This is a genomic window from Alteribacillus iranensis, assembly GCF_900113025.1.
Lineage (GTDB): Bacteria > Bacillota > Bacilli > Bacillales > Marinococcaceae > Alteribacillus_A > Alteribacillus_A iranensis.
This window is the reverse complement of the sequence record NZ_FONT01000005.1, coordinates 192940-209655: the sequence shown is the minus strand read 5'-3', so window position 1 is coordinate 209655 and position 16716 is coordinate 192940. Positions and strand designations below refer to the sequence as shown.

Below are 16716 nucleotides of genomic sequence, written 5' to 3'. Positions count from 1 at the left end.
AAGGCAATGTATACAACCGGCGCTGCCTTTCTAGAAGCACTCCAAGAAGCGGGTGTATCTTATATATTCGCAAATTTAGGGAGTGACCATCCAGCAATTATTGAAAGTTTAGCTAAAGCAAAAAAAGAGAAAAAAGCATTGCCGACAGTTATCACGTGTCCTCACGAATTTGCTGCTTTAAGTGCAGCACATGGGTATGCTCAAGCTACCGGTGAGCCACAAGCAGTCCTTGTACATGTAGAATGCGGAACTCAAAATTTAGGAGGAGCCATTCATAATGCTTCACGAAGTAGAGTCCCTGTGCTTATATTTGCAGGAGCTTCACCATACACACAAGAGGGTGAATTGACAGGTAGTCGTAATGAATTTATCCACTGGATCCAAGATGTCCCTGACCAACGTGGTATTATTCGAGGATATACAAAGTATGACAATGAAATTAGATCAGGCTCTAATGTAAAACAACTCGTGTATCGTGCTCTGCAAATTGCTAAAAGTGATCCAACCGGCCCAGTATACTTGATGGGACCTCGAGAAGTAATGGAGGAGGAAGCAAAACCAGTTACCCTTAGTCCTGAATTATGGGAGCCAATTTCTCCCGGAGCTATTGCGCCTAATCAATTAGGAGAACTTACGTCTGATATACTAAGAGCAGAAAAACCTCTTATTATTACATCCTATCTAGGAAGAAACTCAGAGGCTGTAAAAGAACTTGTACGGTTATGTGATAAAACAGCTATCCCAGTCATTGAATCGATTCCTCATCAAATGAACTTTCCTGCTGACCATCCGATGCATTTAGGTTCTCAATGGAATACGGCCGAACAAAATGAACATCTGGCCGAAGCCGATTTTATCTTAGTTATTGATAGTGATGTACCGTGGATACAAATGAAAAACAAACCTTCAGAAAAAGCCGTAGTTTACTATTTAGATGTCGATCCTTTAAAAGAGGAAATGCCGCTTTGGTATATACCTTCGAAACGTTTCTTGAAAGCGGATTCTTATACAGTTTTAAGTCAGCTCAATCAATTTATTGATGAGAACTGTACATTGAATAAGACAATAATTAATGAACGTTGGAAGAAATATTCAAGTATCCATCAACGTATGGTTGAAGAGAAAAGAAAACTGGAACAAGCCGAAAGTGACATGATTACCCCAGAATATCTTACGGCCTGTGTAAGAGATGTCATTGATGAGGAAGAGACTATCATTTTAAATGAGGGAATCACTAGTTATGGCGCTATCTCTAACCACATTGAGCTAAATACTCCTGGATCTTATTATGGCAGCGGAGCAGGGTCATTAGGATGGAATGGTGGGGCAGCAGTAGGAATGAAACTAGCAAAGCCTGAAAAAACAGTTGTCAGCTTGACAGGTGATGGCTCTTATTTGTTTAGTGTCCCGTCTTCTGTTCATTGGATGTCAAAAAGATATCATGCCCCATTCTTAACAGTTATTTACAATAATTCAGGCTGGAAGGCTCCTAGAATGTCAACGTTAGGGGTTCACCCAAGAGGGATAGCTAATGAAATGGAAGATTTTTTCGTTCATTTTGACCCAAGCGCAGATTTGGCTTCGATTGCAGAAGCGGCAGGTAATGCAAAACCTTTAAATGTAGATAGTAAGAGCGAATTAAAAACAGCCTTACGAAAAGGTTTGAATACGGTTAAGGAAGGCCGTTCAGCTGTTATTAATGTGAGTATTCCTCATGTTTACCTTAAAGATGAGACTATCTATTCAATGAGTATAAAAGACAACATAGCAGAAATGGGGGTAGAAAAATGAGTGTATAAAAAACGTTCTTGGTGATCTATTAAGTAGCTTGCAAGAGGACAAAGTAGAAGTTATTGATTTGTCACAAGTGTTATGAACAAATTCCTGCCATTCAATTGCCCCACCGAGTTATTGCTGTAGTCGATTGAGTCGAAAAAATGGCGGAATTTATTCACTGTTAAGAATTTATGTAAAACGTGCTATTATGAAAAAGCAAATAAATTATGGAGGGATGTAAATGGAAACGAAAAGTACAGCTGTAAATATTTCATTGGATGCTGAGTATGGACCATTTATTGGAGGAGAGTTTCAACAACCTACTAACGGTTATATTAATGCGGTTAATGCGTCAAATGGAAAAATGCTATCTCGGATTGGACGAGGAGGGAAAGAAGATATCGATCGAGCAGCAAAAGCAGCGAGAGCAGCTTTTCCGGATTGGGCCGACACAACCATCGAAGAACGCTCCGCTCTTTTGCATAAAGTAGCCGATGTGATAGAAGAAAATCAAGAACGTTTAAAAATGATAGAGTGTTTAGATACTGGACGTCCGCTTCATGAGTTTGACTTAGATTACGAGCTTGCTATATACCAATTCCGTTATTTCGCGTCGGCTATTTTGACATATGAAGGTGCTTCCCGTCCTGTTCAAAATGGTCACCTTATTGTTAAAAAGGAAGCACTTGGTGTCTGTGCACAGATTATTCCATGGAATGTACCAATGATCATGGTGTCATTTAAGCTTGCACCAGCTCTGGCTGCAGGAAATACGGTTGTATTAAAGCCTGCGGAAGACGCAAGTCTATCGACAATGGAACTAGCCAAACTTCTCCAAGACATTTTGCCGTCAGGTGTACTGAATGTTGTGCCAGGATATGGACATGAAGCCGGACAGTCCCTTATTGATCATCCTGACATAGACAAGCTCGCCTTTACGGGAAGTGTGGAAGTTGGTCGTCTTGTTGGGAAAACAGCGGGAGAGCGAATTTTACCGGTCACTCTTGAGTTGGGAGGAAAAGCACCCCATATCGTGTTCCCAGACGTAGATATTGATCGTGCCGTAGAAAACGCGACACTTGGCTATACCTTCTTTAATGGGGAAAGTTGTATTCTCGGAACTCGGTTATTAGTTCATGAAGATATATATGATCAATTTGTTGAAAAACTTATTGATAGAGCAAAAGAGGTAAAAATTGGTGATCCATCGGACCGTTCGACTCGATTAGGGGCTCTTATTAATGAAAAACAAGGCAAAAGGGTCCTCGGCTACTTTGATATTGCCCGTGAAGAAGGGGCGAAAATATTGTATGGGGGTAATCGAGTAACAGTAACAGATCATGAATACGGCTACTTCATTGAACCGACTATTATTGAAGCAGAGCCTCATATGAGAATCTCTCAGGAAGAGATATTCGGACCGGCATGCACGGTGACAAAGTGGAGTGACGTAGAGGAAGTGATTCAAATAGCGAATGACGTTGACTATGGACTTGCCGCTGGAATTATGACGGAAGATTTAGAGAACGCACTCAATACGGCAAACAAGCTTGAAGCAGGAAGTGTATGGATCAATCAGTATTTTAACTTCCAATCTGGGGCGCCATTTGGCGGTTATAAAAATAGCGGAGTCGGTCGCGAGTACAGTAAAGAGGCATTAGATAGCTATACCCAGTCAAAGACAATTGTTGCAGGATACCAATTGCCGCCAGCCGGTTTCTTTAAATAAAAATTTAAAGGTATATTGTAATTCGCGGTTGCAGTGGTATATAAATATAAAAAAATTCGGCTAAAAATAAAGACAGGGAGTGGTAAGTGATGATGGAAGAAAACAAATGGTTTCCAGATGTAGAAAAAATATGGTTTAACGGGAAGTTAGTGAAGTGGGAGGAAGCACAAATTCATGTATTGTCACATGGAGTTGCCTATGGTTCAGGGGTATTTGAAGGACTTCGCTGCTACAACACGATTGACGGTCCGAGAACTTTTCGAGTCAAGGAGCATATAGAAAGATGGAGAGACTCTGCTAAACAAATAAGGATGACAATACCGTACAGCGATGAAGAATTAATTGAAGCAATCAATAATACTATCATTGAGAATAAGTTAGAGTCTTGTTACATTAGACCCTTGGCATTTTTCGGTTATCATTCTTTGGGAGTTCATCCGCTTGATTGTCCTGTGGATGTGGTGATTGCGACGTGGCCGTGGGAGAATTATCTCGGGGCAGAAACAATAGAAAAAGGCGTAAGTTGTTGTTTCTCGCCATGGATTAGAGTGCACTCTCAAATGGTTCCTTCAGCAGCAAAAGCCACTGGATTGTACATTGGTTCCATGTTAGCAAGAGTTGATGCAAAAGATAAAGGATTTGATGAAGCATTAATGTTAGATGGATTGGGTAATGTAGCAGAGGCATGTACGGAAAACATTTTTGTAGTAAAAGATGGAGTTATCGCTACCCCAGGTTTAGATTCGTCAATATTACCTGGTATTACAAGAAAGTCAATCATTGAGTTAGCACGAGATTTAGGCTATACAGTTGAAGTAAGAAGTATTGCTAGGGGAGAAGTATATAGTGCAAACGAGATTTTCTTGACAGGAAGTGCCGCGGAAATTAAACCTGTACGAGAAGTCGATGCTAGGGAAATTGGGGCCGGAAAACCAGGGCCAATTACAAAACATTTAATATCGGAATTCTCCGAAATTGTAAAAGGGGAAAATTCCAAATACTCCAAATGGTTGGACCCCGTTACTAAAATGTCAATACAATAACTAAATTACCCGTATTATATAAGCAGTAAATGAGACGAGATATATATGGAGACTATGAAAAGAGTAAGTGTCATATTCAGTGTAGCAAGTTATTTGAAGGAGCAGCAAAGAAAAGAAATGATTTTTCTTTCTTTGTATGCTCCAAAGATAGGATCACGAATGGACCTTGCGCGGTTATTCATGAAATCATAATGCTATTCTATCTTTTTACTAGATTTGAAATATATCTATTAGGATATTAGTTGCAAACGAAAATGTTATAACTTTCCATTTCGAGAGAGGTGTTAATGATGAGCAGTATGATACAAGAAAAGAATTTACCTTTTACTATTGAAGAGTATAAAAATAGATTAAACGCTGTTCGAAGAGTCATGTATGAACGGTCTATTGATATCCTGATAGTAAATGATCCAGTTGAATTAAATTATCTATTAGGATATAGATCGTTTGGTTATGATGCTCTTCCCTGGCAATGTCTAATAATTACACCTACAGAAGAGCCTGTTGTAGTAACCCGCAAACTTCAAGCAGCCAGCTATAAGAATCAAACGTGTGTCAGAGAGATTATTTTTTACGGTGATAACGATGACCCGTTACAAGTCACTATTCAGGTATTGAAGAAAATGGGAATTTCACAAAAAGTGATTGGCATTCCCTTTAAGACAAAATATATAACCCCTCATCACATGTCAATTTTACGAAGGGAATTATATAGTGTTGAGAACATTGTAGATGGGACAGACGTTATTACCGAATGTAGATTAGTTAAATCTAAACAAGAAATTCAATATATTGAAGAAGCAGCCCATTTAACAAATCAAGTTATGAGAGATGTAACGAAGAAATTAAAAAAATTCCCATCAGAGAAGGAAATAGCCTCGGTGGTTATGAGTGATTTGTTGAATTTGGGAAGTGAGCATCCCGGTGGCTTGAATCCGATCATCGGTATAGGGAAAAGGTCGTCATTTGGACATCCAACTTGGGAAAACTATAGAGCAAAAGAACAGGACGTTATCTTTTTAGAATTTAGTGGGTGTGTTTATAGGTATTTTGCACCGATTATGCGCACATTATCAGTTGGGGAACCTACTAATTTGGCTAAAGAGTTTGAAGAAGGAAGCAGGTATGCAGTTAATCAAGTCATCAAGAACACGTACCCAGGGATGACTGCTGAACAGGTAGCTAATTTAAGTAAAAAATCGTTAGAAGAAGCTGGTGTTATTGAATATTCACATGTTCGTACAGGTTATTCGGTGGGCATTGGTTTTACGTCCTGGCGTGATGGAATTAGTATTAAACAAGGGGAAAAGACAGTACTAAAAGAAAACATGGTAATTCATATTCTTCCATTTTTGACGGACTTTGAAACTGGCGTGGCGGTCAGTGAAACAATCGTAATAGAGAAAGACGGCGCGAGGAAAATAACAGATGTTCCCCAAGAAATCCTGGTTATTTAGTAGAAGGTTAAATTTTATTTTCTTAAAATTTAATATTTTTTTACGATATGACTGCTTATAATTTTTTAGATAGTGTCACAGTGACGTTTATCCTAGACAACTTTATTTATGGGAGGACGCATATGAAAAATGTAGCCCTACGTTATTTAAGTAGAGACGATATCAAACAACTAAATGTTTCTATGCAGGACACAATAAATATTGTTGAACAGACATACATTGCACATGCATCGGACAAGGTCCATCTCCCTTCAAAAATAGGTATTCACCCAAACAACTCTGGATTTTTTCACACAATGCCTGCTATGGTAATGGACCCTGATAGCGTAGGCATGAAATGGGTGTCATATTTTCCTGGTAATCATTCGAGAAACAACCTCCCAGACTCTTCTTGCATAATGATTCTAAACGATATTAATACAGGGTTACCTATTTGCATTATGGAAGCATTACATTTCACCTATATGCGAACTGCAGCCTCAGGGGCTGTTGCTGTTAAGAGGCTTTCCGTCCCTGACTCACGAGTATTAGGAATTGTTGGCGCTGGGACTATTGCACGGTGGTCAGTACATGCAATTTTATCAGTGAAACCTGAGATAAATGAAATTAGAGTCATTAGCAGAACCGAAGAATCTAGAAATAATTTTTGTGAAGAATTAGAGGAGCAATATAAAAATGTAAATTTTATACCGTGTTCAGATACCAAGTCTGTCATGGAAGAGAGTGATATAGTCTTATCTATAACTTCTAATTCAGCCGACCCATTTCTTAATTTTGAACACTTAAGAAAAGGGGGCTTAGCTCTTTCGCTTGATGGAATCAAATCTTGGGACCTGTCATTTATGGATGCGGATTATATTGTTACGGATGATAGGAATTTTCTTAAAGGAGAAATAGAAAGAAAGTACAGAAATACTAAAGTTGAGAGAGAAATCTATGAAATAAGTGAAGTAATGGAGTCGAGTGATTTACAGTGGTCAGAAGATAAAAAAGGTATTGCGTTTATGAATGGGATAGGAAGCACAGACGTTACCCTTGGCAAGTATATTTATGATCAAGCCGTAAAAGAAAACGTGGGGATAATTCTCCCGTTTTCTTAATTTTATAAAAATTAACAATATAAAATGAAAGAGGTGTTACGAATGAATAGGAAATTGACAATTATTTTAGGTGTTGTCTTTCTTAGCTTATTAGTGATAGCTGGATGTGGTAATTCATCGGAACCTAGTAAAGGTGAGGCTAGTGATGAAAGTGCTGAAAAAACAATCCAAGTCGCTAGTTTTTTAAGAACTGACCATGCTTATACGAGAGATATTGTACCAATGTGGAGCGATATGGTTGAGTCTGAAATAGATAATGTAAACATCGAGTGGATTGGAGGTCCCGAATCGATTCCTGAAGATAATTTATTTAGTGCAGTTCAAAATGGCATTGTGGACGTTGCCTTTTTCTTCGGATCGGATTCCCGAGATTTAGTACCGGCTACTGAGTCCCTGAGACTCTCTCAATTAACTCCAGCGGAAGAAAGAGAAGTAGGATACTTTGATTTTCTATCCGAGGAGTATGAAGAAGCTGGGATAACTTACTTGGGTAGATGGTTAGGTGGTTTCGGTTACTATTTTTGGACGAATAACGAGGTGAACTCACTGGCAGATTTTGAGGGACAGAAAATACGTTCCAATCCTTTTTATTTAGACATTATTAATGAATTGGGTGCGTCCCCCGTGAATACATCGCCAGGGGAGGTTTACACTGCATTAGAGAGAAATTTGGTCGATGGCTTTGCTTTTCCTCTGTTGGGACCAAGAGAGGATGGTTGGACGGAAGTAACCAGTTATCTCATTGACGCAGAATTTGCTGAACAATCGGCCGTGATTCTTATGAACCCTGATGCGTTTGCTAAATTCACAGAAGAGGACCAAACAAAATTAAAAGAAGTCACTGCAGAATTTGAACATTCTATGATTAGTTATTTTGAGGAAGCAAATGAAAAAGAGATGCAAGCTGTAACAGATTCTGGTGTTAACGTTATTGAGTTATCTGATGAAGATAATGAAAGGTTTCACAAGCTCGTAAATGATGTAATTTGGCAGGATCTTGAAGAATTTTTATCTGATGAAGATTATAAAACAGTTCAAAACTTATTAGTAGAATAAATTCTTTTATCCAGATTTTAGAAATAAGGACCCTTCCGTGTACAGCATAGCGCACTCAGTCCGCAAATCTCGTTTAAAGTCGAAAGATCACTCACGGGTTTGCGGGCTTCGTGTTACTTACTACTATATATTTTGTAAGAAAGAAACTGAACTTAGTAGGTACTCTAGCAGAAGGGGGAGACGGTATGATCAAAAAGGCCTCAAGAGCTTTAGATATATCGGAAAATTTATTCGCGTCAGTCGCAGCGTTACTCGTCATCATTTCAACAGTATCCGTAATTTTTGAAGTATTTAGTCGAGCATTATTTAATGTTTCTTATACCTGGGTGCATGAGATAAACGAATACATCCTTCTGTATATTCCATTTTTAACTGCGGCGTGGTTACTACGTTACAATGAACATATTGTAGTGGATCTAATTGAAGAAGTGATTCCTTCACGACTTAAATTTGTTCTTGATATGATCGTTGGGATTATTGGTATTTTTGTATGTGCAGTCCTTGTGTGGTTTGGAATGCTTGCTACGTTAGATTTTTTTGTGAATGGAGTTCGGAGCCAGACCAACCTCGGGGTTCCTCAAGCATATATTGCGGTGATTATACCGTTAGGTTCATTATTATTTTTGTTTGAGTTTATTCGGAGCCTATATCAGAAAATTTCTCCGAAAAGGTAGGTTTTAAAAGGGAGGAGGGTGTGTATGGAGTGGGTACAAACATTAATAATCATAGTGGTTGGATTATTTTTATTGTTACTCATTAGAACTCCTGTAGCTATTGCTTTTACATTTCTTAATATAATTGCAGCGCTTTATTTATGGGGAGGGGACGCCGGATTAATACAAGTGACGAAAAGCATTAAATCCTCCGTAACCTCATTTTCGCTTGTTCCTATTCCCCTTTTTATTTTTATGGGAGAAATCATGTTCCAGTGTGGTTTGGCCCCTAGGATGATTGAGACGTTGGATAAGTGGTTTGGGAAAGTGCCTGGTCGCTTAGGGATTATGACAGTATCGGGGGGGACTTTGTTATCAACTTTGACTGGTTCAAGTATGGGGAGCACTGCCATCTTAGGATCGACTTTGTTACCCCAGATGAGGCAAAAAGGGTACAAACACCAATTGACGATAGGGCCTATTTTAGCAAGCGGCGTATTAGCTGCCATGATCCCTCCAAGTGCAATTGGAGTATTGCTAGCTTCAATAGGTGGAATTTCTATCGGTGGATTTTTGATTGCTATCATCATTCCAGGGCTATTAATGGCTGCTTCAATTGGGGCGTACGTTATTATTAGAGCAAAACTACAGCCGGAACTTGCTCCAGTTTATGAAGTAGAGTCAGTATCTTTATCGGAAAAAATGAAATACACAATTATATATATATTGCCTTTAGGTTTAATAATTTTTCTTGTGATTGGTTTAATATTTCTCGGAATAGCAACACCAACCGAATCGGCAGCTATGGGTATATTAGGAAGTATTATTCTGGCCGCTTTCCATCGAAAGCTTGGTATGGACACACTTAAGAAGTCACTGATCGGTACTATTAAAATATCAGGTAGAATTTTATTAATTATTACGGGCTCTAGATTATTTAGTGAGATACTATCATTTTCAGGAGTCACACGAAATCTTGTGAAGGTAATTGAAAACGTGCAGTTTGCACCAATATATATCTTACTGATTTTGTTAGGAGTAACATTAATTTTAGGTTTTTTTATGGATGGATTGTCGATTTTAATGGTAACTTTACCTATTTACATGCCTATCGCAGCGACTCTAGGATTTGACCCTTTATGGTTCGGTGTACTGATTTTAATATCAATTGAGATTGGGTTTATCTCTCCTCCATTTGGTCTGGGATTGTTCGTCATGAAGTCTGTTACACCTGAAACGAGTATGAGACAAATATATACTGCGGCCTTACCGTTTATCGCGATCTACTTGGTTGTTATTGCTTTCATCATTCTATTTCCAGAGGTTGCGACATGGTTACCTAGCATGATGAGCGAATAATTGAACTAAACGTTCACGCAATGGGTTTACTATTTGGTTTATATCGATAAGTGTTCAATAATGTCGTAATTATAAGAATAGTAGTTATACGTGTATTAATAGAAAAATGAGGAGGAAATGATATGAGATTTGATCCTTTATATAACCCGCATACTTCTCAACGAATGACAACTTACGCCCGTAACGGAATGGTTGCTACCTCTCAACCTTTGGCTTCTCAAGCTGGTATTGAAATGTTAAAAAAAGGAGGAAATGCAATCGATGCAGCTATTGCCACAGCAGCTGCTTTAACTGTTTTAGAACCTACTTCTAACGGGATTGGAGGAGACGCTTTTGCTCTTGTATATACGGGAAATAAACTGCATGGACTTAATGCAAGTGGAGCTGCTCCTCAATCTATTTCTATTGAGAGTTTAAGAGCAAAAGGGTACAAGGAAATGCCTAACTACGGTTTAACACCCGTGACTGTACCAGGAGCACCTGGTGCCTGGGTAAGTTTGTCGGATCGTTTTGGCTCTCTTCCTTTTTCGACACTCTTAGAACCAGCAATTGAGTACGCAGAACAAGGATATCCGCTTACCCCAATTCTAGGTTTTCATTGGCAAAAGGCATACAAGCAATTTTGTAATATCCTCCAAGGAGAGGAATTCGAGTCTTGGTTCGATACGTTCGCTCCAACAGGGAGGGCTCCTGAAGTTGGTGAGATATGGTCCTCAAAAGGGCACGCTCGTACTTTAAAGGCAATTGCGGAAACAAAAGGCGAGGATTTTTACAAGGGTGAAATAGCTGAAAAAATCGATAAGTTTTCTAAAAAACATGGAGGGTTTCTTTCTAAATTAGATTTGGCTATGTATCAGCCCGAGTGGGTAGATCCTATCAAAGTCAATTATCGTGGTTTTGATATTTGGGAAATCCCTCCTAATGGACAGGGATTAGTTGCCTTACTGGCATTGAATTTAGTAAAAGAATACAAATTTAAAGAAAAGGATAGTATAGAGACTTACCATAGACAGATAGAAGCGTTAAAATTGGCTTTTTCTGATGGTCTTCATTATATTACTGATTCAGAAAAAATGAAGGTGAAAGTCGAAGAACTATTATCCGATTCATATGCCAACAGACGAAGGAAGCTCATCACCCATGAAGCAACACTGCCGCAAGCAGGACAGCCTGTTAGAGGAGGAACTGTTTATTTGGCTACTGCTGATAGAGATGGAAATATGGTTTCTTTTATTCAAAGCAATTATAAAGGATTTGGCTCTGGTATTGTTATTCCTGGTACGGGGATCAGTCTTCAAAACCGTGGACAATCTTTCTCACTTGATCCTTCACATTCCAATTCCCTAGAGCCTGGAAAGAAAACATACCATACTATTATTCCTGGTTTTATAACTAAAGATGACAAACCAATAGGACCTTTCGGTGTGATGGGAGGGTTTATTCAGCCTCAAGCCCACTTTCAAGTTGTTATGAACAGCATTGATTTTCATCTTAATCCTCAAACCGTTTTAGACGCCCCACGCTGGCAGTGGATCAAAAATAAGGTTATAGAAGTTGAACCAAGTTTTCCAGATCATATCGCTCAAGGGTTGGCACGCAAAGGACATGAGATTTATAAAGCGGTAGATTCTAGTAATTTTGGGCGCGGGCAAATAATATGGAGAGATCCAAGCACAGGCGTTTTAGCTGCAGGCACTGAATCAAGGACAGATGGTAGTGTTGCAGTTTTATGATTAAGTAAGTACCTTAGTCATAGACATGAAGTGAAAATACTACGTTTCTGTTAAATAAATACCACATAAATGCCTGGATGTCATCAATATGTATCCATTTCATAAGTGTTCCATCAGGTTGAAAACATTAAAATACATTGTTATTCGAGTATTCTTTATTTAATAAAGTTATCTGTTTGTATTAACGATAGGCGGCACTCCTGTGGGATGTCGCTCTTTTGTTTGTGGTGTAAAATATCCACTTGTACTGAAAGCAATCCTATATGAAAATAGTTCGGGTATTAATAAACTAAACTGAATGATGCAATTGATTCTATTATAATTAAAGGTGAATTTAACAAAAGGGCTATTTGCTAGCCCTTTATTGATTGTTTCTCAATGTTAAGCAAAACACGTCGAATAAATAAACCTAGAAGAATACCGACGGGGGCTGATAAAATGGGAAGCCATACCGGGCCAATGAGATGTCCGGAGATAGTGAAAATCGGTGAATATATAACGCCAACAGTCATGACATAAGCAGTTGTAACGAAGGGAAGAAATGCAAATCTCTCCTCGTCTCCATCGGAATGTTTATAGGCATCCCAAATAGCAAATAAATAGAGGCAAGGATAAAACATGAGCCATTGATAATTTGTCTGATGTACCGCTTCTTGTATGTGCCCATGAAAACTAAGTAAGATAACATGATTTAAGTTCGCCATGACATTAATCGCAATTTCTAAGCCTACGAATAAAACTCCTTTTATATAGCTTCCCATGGAGAGTTGTGCAAAGCCTGGGAGTGCTATGCTCCACAATATCATTTCTAACTTTCCGTAGTGTTGTTTTTTATTTGTTGTCTCCATTGTATTCCCCATCGCTTTCCTAAAAAAATCACAGTTTTATTATTGTTGGAGGGCTTATTCAACTTTATACACGTTATTTTTGTATAAATGCATGCCAATTCGGGCAAAAGAAGGGAGAGCAACCAAATGGCTGATTGAAGGTGATGACGTGCTGCGACGTTCATTGATGAAACGGACGGAAAAGAAAAAAGATATACAGAAAGAAAGAGTACACGATCAACCGCTAAAGACTACGATAGAGGCAAATATTTCGGATCTCAAACAAATCCTTGGTGATCCGGACGATTTAGTGGTTCGTTATTTCACGGTTGGCGATAAAGAACATGCTGCCGCAATCGTGTACATTAACGGATTAATCGACACGGCTCTCGTTCAAAATAACATCCTTGAAAACCTTCAAACCAAAACACTCGAGTTAAAAGAAAAAGAAGCGGTAACGTTATTTGATCAGCTGTACAGGGAATTTATCTCCGTCGCAGACACTGAAAAGTCAAGCACGATGGAAAAAGTGCTAAGTACTCTTCTGTCTGGAGGGACGGTCTTTTATTTAGATGGAATAAGCGAGATATTAGTGTTGAATACAGCAGGAGGAGAAAATAGATCGATTGAAGAGCCTGTTTCGGAATCTCTCATACGAGGTCCGCGGGCTGGCTTCATCGAAGACATAGGGACGAATGCTGCGATGATACGTCGTGAAATTCATGATCCTAGCCTGCGGATGAAGACCCATCAAATAGGAGAACGTAGTAAAAAAACATTAGCTGTTTTTTATATTGATGGAGTGATCCATCCAGAAATATTAGCGGAAATGAATCGACGATTGGACTCCATCAATATCGACAGTGCCATTGATTCCGGGTATGTCGAGGAATGGATTGAGGATAGCTTTCTATCTCCTTTTCCTCAAATTATAAACACAGAACGACCTGATAAGTCAGCAGCTGCGATTCTCCAAGGGAAAGCAGTGATTCTTGTGGATGGAAGTCCCTTTGCACTCATAGCCCCTATTGCTTTGGGAAATGTGCTCCAATCCCCGGAAGATTATTATGAACGCTGGATGATAGGTAGTTTTATCCGATTATTGAGATACTTAGGAGCCTTTTTTTCCTTGTTCTTGCCTGGCCTTTATATTGCGCTTGTGTCTTATCACCAAGATTTGATTCCTTCTGAATTAGCTTTTTCGATAGCGGCCACGAGAGAAGGGGTCCCTTTTCCTGTCGTCGTCGAGGCGGCACTTATGGTTATTACGATGGAGTTTTTACGGGAAGCGGGAGCACGACTGCCCCAGACTATTGGTCAAACGATTGGAATTGTAGGGGGACTAGTAATCGGGGATGCGGCTGTCCAGGCTGGAATCGTCAGCCCTATTATGGTCATCGTTATTGCCTTAACGGCGATCGCTACGTTTTCTATCCCTCTCTACAGTGTCGCGATTGCTTTCCGACTTATTCGATTTGCCATCATGATAGGGGCGGCTATTTTCGGTCTCTACGGCATCGTATTGGTGTACATTATGGTTAATATTCATATTGTTAATTTAAAAAGTTTTGGAATCCCTTATTCCACCCCCTTTGCCCCAACATTTAAACATGATTGGAAAGATCTCGTCATTAGAGCTCCGTTAACTACTTTGGTGAAAAGGCCGTCATTTTTGCAGACGAAAGATCAGCGAAGAGGAGAAAAAGCATGAAGTCCTTTAAATATGGTGATGAGAAAATCACGGATAAGGAAATTTTAATAGCGGTGCCTTCTATGATTATCGGAGTAGGAGTTCTGTCTCTTCCTAAGCAAATTACCGAAACAACAACGGCTGCGGATGGCTGGATTTCCATCCTTGCGGCGGGGCTGTTTACGATGGTCATGATTTGGCTCACTGGAAAGCTTGCCGCTTCTTTTCCTAATCAGCCGTTTATAACATATACCTCTACTCTTGTTTCCAGACCTGTAGCAATGTTTCTTTCTTTTAGTTACGGGGTCATAGGCATTTGTTTAGCTGCTTTAATTATGCGTACACTTACAAATATCGCAAAACAATATTTGTTTACCCAGACACCATCTGAGATGATTGCGCTTGCTTTTTTGTTAGTTGTTGTGTATGCCGTTGCCGGTTCAAGAGCAGGTTTATTTCGCTTAAATATGATGTTTTTCCCTATTATCTTTTTCATAACATTTATGGTTCTGTTATTTAATATGAGATGGGCAGACCCGAATAACTTTTTGCCTGTGTTTCAATCGGATATCCGTGGCTATTTAAACGCAGCGACAGATAGTGTCATGGCTTATATGGGAGCTACTATCTTTCTTTTTTATGTTTTTCTCGTCAAACAGCCAGAGAAAACACCGAAAATGTTAGCACTCGGGATGGGCTTCCCGATTGCCTTTTATCTCATTGTATTTTTCCTTTGTTTAACTGTATTCGGCAATGTTGCTACATCTAATATGGTATATCCTGTTATTGAATTGGCGAAACGAGTGGAGATAACAGGAGGTATTTTAGAAAGAATTGAATCGCTTTTTTTCGTCGTTTGGATTATGGCTGTTTTTAATTCTACGGCTTTAGCAATTGATACGTCTCTGTTAGCTTTACAGCCGCTATTTAAAAAAGTGTCCAAAGAAAAAATACTTTTTACGATTTCACCGATTATTTTTTTCATTGGTATGTTTCCCGAAGATTTTAAGGAATTACAGGATTTTCAATCTATATTTGGAATTATTGCGACCGCTTATAGTTATATCATGGTTATTGTGCTTTTTATCATTATGAAAGTAAGAGGAGTGGGAGGGAGTGGGTAAGTATAGAACTTATTTGATCATGATTATACTACTGAGCGTTCTTGCGGGATGTTGGGATGAAGTTGCCATCGAGGAACGAGGGTTTGTGATTGGCACAGCCGTCGATGTGGCGGGAGAAAACGAGAATGGAGATCCCGTTATGATGTTGACAAATCAGTTCGTCGTACCGGCGGGGGTTGGCGCTCCTTCTCAGCAAGGAGGAGGGGATAAAAAACCCTATATGAATATTACTGACACAGGGACTTCTCTATATACCATTGATCAGCGTATGGCTACTGTGACAAGAAAACTACCTTTTTACGAGCATTTAAAAGTGCTTGTTATCTCGGACAAGGTTTTAGAAACACCCCATCTCTTTAGCAGTGTGCTTGATATATTTATACGGAACCAAGAGATGCGGCGTGGCATAAAAGTACTTATTGCAAAAGGGGAAGCAAAAAAAATATTAGAAATAGAGGCGGAAGAAGAACCATTGCCGTCGATGTACGTCGACTTGCTGTTAGAAAACAGTGAAGATAAAACAGGTATCATGAAGGTAAACCGTGTAGGGGAGATTCACGAGTACGTATTAGCAAAAAATGACTATATTCTACCCTTGTTCACTGCAAAAAAAGATCGAATTAATTATGAAGGCGGAATTGTGGTTCATGGAGGAGGAACTACGACATCGGGGGAGCTATCGAAGGAAGAGGTCCTTGGGTTAAATATAGTAAAGGGAGACACGGATGCCGGGATGATTGAAGTGAAAGTAGAGGATCACATATTTGCATACGCGCTTGATTATACCAAAAGTAATATCAAAGTAAATCCGAAAGATATAGAAAACATCGATGTCACTGTAGATATTACCTCTGGAGGCCATATTACAGAGGTGTTTGGTACGGAAGAACAAATTGATCATAAAGGCCTCCGGGATATAGAGAAAGCGGTGGAAGATCAAGTGAAGAGTCGTATCGAACGAACGATTAGTAAAGCGCAGAATGAGTTGCACTCGGATATTTTTCAGATTGATGACAAACTTAGATATCATCATTACAAGGAGTGGGAGCGACTCGAAGGGAATTGGACGGACGGAAAACAGTTATTCTCTCAAGCTGATTTTACTATTAACGTTGATGTCAGTGTTAAATCAACCGGTACTTCTGAAACTTACCAATATGATTAATAGG

13 protein-coding genes are annotated in these 16716 nt (G+C 39.2%); 12 read left to right on the top strand and 1 reads right to left on the bottom strand.

The features are described 5' to 3' along the window. Positions 1 to 6 precede the first annotated feature (6 nt). From BM095_RS12430 to BM095_RS12390, 9 genes are all read left to right on the top strand, one after another. Positions 7 to 1791: a thiamine pyrophosphate-requiring protein gene (locus BM095_RS12430; RefSeq protein ID WP_091662296.1), complete on the top strand. Its 1785-nt coding sequence runs from the start codon at positions 7 to 9 to the stop codon at positions 1789 to 1791. Between the two features lie 226 nt (positions 1792 to 2017). Continuing rightward, positions 2018 to 3505 (top strand): aldehyde dehydrogenase family protein, encoded by a 1488-nt coding sequence (locus tag BM095_RS12425; protein ID WP_091662291.1) that lies wholly within the window; start codon positions 2018 to 2020, stop codon positions 3503 to 3505. A gap of 89 nt (positions 3506 to 3594) precedes the next feature. Further along, a complete protein-coding gene (locus tag BM095_RS12420) occupies positions 3595 to 4548 on the top strand; it encodes a branched-chain amino acid transaminase (RefSeq protein WP_218151633.1) in 954 nt (317 codons plus the stop codon). A gap of 290 nt (positions 4549 to 4838) precedes the next feature. Continuing rightward, positions 4839 to 6005 carry a M24 family metallopeptidase gene (locus BM095_RS12415; protein ID WP_177194809.1) on the top strand — a complete coding sequence of 389 codons (1167 nt, stop codon included), beginning with the start codon at positions 4839 to 4841 and terminating at the stop codon, positions 6003 to 6005. A 122-nt stretch (positions 6006 to 6127) separates the two neighbouring features. After that, a complete protein-coding gene (locus tag BM095_RS12410; RefSeq protein ID WP_177194808.1) occupies positions 6128 to 7105 on the top strand; it encodes an ornithine cyclodeaminase family protein in 978 nt (325 codons plus the stop codon). Positions 7106 to 7147: 42 nt separating this feature from the next. After that, positions 7148 to 8161 (top strand): TRAP transporter substrate-binding protein DctP, encoded by a 1014-nt coding sequence (gene dctP / locus BM095_RS12405; protein WP_177194807.1) that lies wholly within the window; start codon positions 7148 to 7150, stop codon positions 8159 to 8161. 185 nt (positions 8162 to 8346) lie between these two features. Then, a complete protein-coding gene (locus BM095_RS12400) occupies positions 8347 to 8835 on the top strand; it encodes a TRAP transporter small permease (RefSeq protein WP_091662277.1) in 489 nt (162 codons plus the stop codon). Between the two features lie 24 nt (positions 8836 to 8859). Next, a complete protein-coding gene (locus BM095_RS12395; protein ID WP_091662274.1) occupies positions 8860 to 10173 on the top strand; it encodes a TRAP transporter large permease in 1314 nt (437 codons plus the stop codon). Between the two features lie 122 nt (positions 10174 to 10295). After that, positions 10296 to 11906 carry a gamma-glutamyltransferase family protein gene (locus BM095_RS12390; RefSeq protein ID WP_091662271.1) on the top strand — a complete coding sequence of 537 codons (1611 nt, stop codon included), beginning with the start codon at positions 10296 to 10298 and terminating at the stop codon, positions 11904 to 11906. A 353-nt stretch (positions 11907 to 12259) separates the two neighbouring features. Here the strand turns inward: BM095_RS12390 and BM095_RS12385 are convergent, their stop codons facing one another. After that, a complete protein-coding gene (locus BM095_RS12385; RefSeq protein WP_091662268.1) occupies positions 12260 to 12754 on the bottom strand; it encodes a hypothetical protein in 495 nt (164 codons plus the stop codon). 166 nt (positions 12755 to 12920) lie between these two features. Here BM095_RS12385 and BM095_RS12380 point away from each other — a divergent pair, with 166 nt between their 5' ends. Genes BM095_RS12380 through BM095_RS12370 form a run of 3 tightly spaced genes read left to right on the top strand, consistent with a single transcriptional unit; the run spans position 12921 to position 16712 of the window. Next, a complete protein-coding gene (locus BM095_RS12380) occupies positions 12921 to 14444 on the top strand; it encodes a spore germination protein (RefSeq protein ID WP_091662527.1) in 1524 nt (507 codons plus the stop codon). Next, complete coding sequence (locus tag BM095_RS12375) at positions 14441 to 15547, top strand: GerAB/ArcD/ProY family transporter (RefSeq protein WP_091662265.1); 1107 nt, start codon at positions 14441 to 14443, stop codon at positions 15545 to 15547. The genes BM095_RS12380 and BM095_RS12375 overlap by 4 nt, the downstream gene beginning before the upstream one ends. Continuing rightward, positions 15540 to 16712, top strand: coding sequence for a Ger(x)C family spore germination protein (locus BM095_RS12370; protein WP_091662263.1), 1173 nt, complete (start codon positions 15540 to 15542; stop codon positions 16710 to 16712). Before BM095_RS12375 ends, BM095_RS12370 begins: the two co-directional genes overlap by 8 nt. The last annotated feature ends 4 nt before the right edge of the window (positions 16713 to 16716 follow it).

Excerpts from the sequence above, each read along its gene's own strand:
- BM095_RS12430 (WP_091662296.1), top strand. The coding sequence starts at position 7 with ATGTATACAACCGGCGCTGCCTTTCTAGAAGCACTCCAAGAAGCGGGT.
- BM095_RS12425 (WP_091662291.1), top strand. The coding sequence starts at position 2,018 with ATGGAAACGAAAAGTACAGCTGTAAATATTTCATTGGATGCTGAGTAT.
- BM095_RS12420 (WP_218151633.1), top strand. The coding sequence starts at position 3,595 with ATGATGGAAGAAAACAAATGGTTTCCAGATGTAGAAAAAATATGGTTT.
- BM095_RS12415 (WP_177194809.1), top strand. The coding sequence starts at position 4,839 with ATGAGCAGTATGATACAAGAAAAGAATTTACCTTTTACTATTGAAGAG.
- BM095_RS12410 (WP_177194808.1), top strand. The coding sequence starts at position 6,128 with ATGAAAAATGTAGCCCTACGTTATTTAAGTAGAGACGATATCAAACAA.
- dctP (WP_177194807.1), top strand. The coding sequence starts at position 7,148 with ATGAATAGGAAATTGACAATTATTTTAGGTGTTGTCTTTCTTAGCTTA.
- BM095_RS12400 (WP_091662277.1), top strand. The coding sequence starts at position 8,347 with ATGATCAAAAAGGCCTCAAGAGCTTTAGATATATCGGAAAATTTATTC.
- BM095_RS12395 (WP_091662274.1), top strand. The coding sequence starts at position 8,860 with ATGGAGTGGGTACAAACATTAATAATCATAGTGGTTGGATTATTTTTA.
- BM095_RS12390 (WP_091662271.1), top strand. The coding sequence starts at position 10,296 with ATGAGATTTGATCCTTTATATAACCCGCATACTTCTCAACGAATGACA.
- BM095_RS12385 (WP_091662268.1), bottom strand. The coding sequence starts at position 12,754 with ATGGAGACAACAAATAAAAAACAACACTACGGAAAGTTAGAAATGATA.
- BM095_RS12380 (WP_091662527.1), top strand. The coding sequence starts at position 12,921 with ATGAAACGGACGGAAAAGAAAAAAGATATACAGAAAGAAAGAGTACAC.
- BM095_RS12375 (WP_091662265.1), top strand. The coding sequence starts at position 14,441 with ATGAAGTCCTTTAAATATGGTGATGAGAAAATCACGGATAAGGAAATT.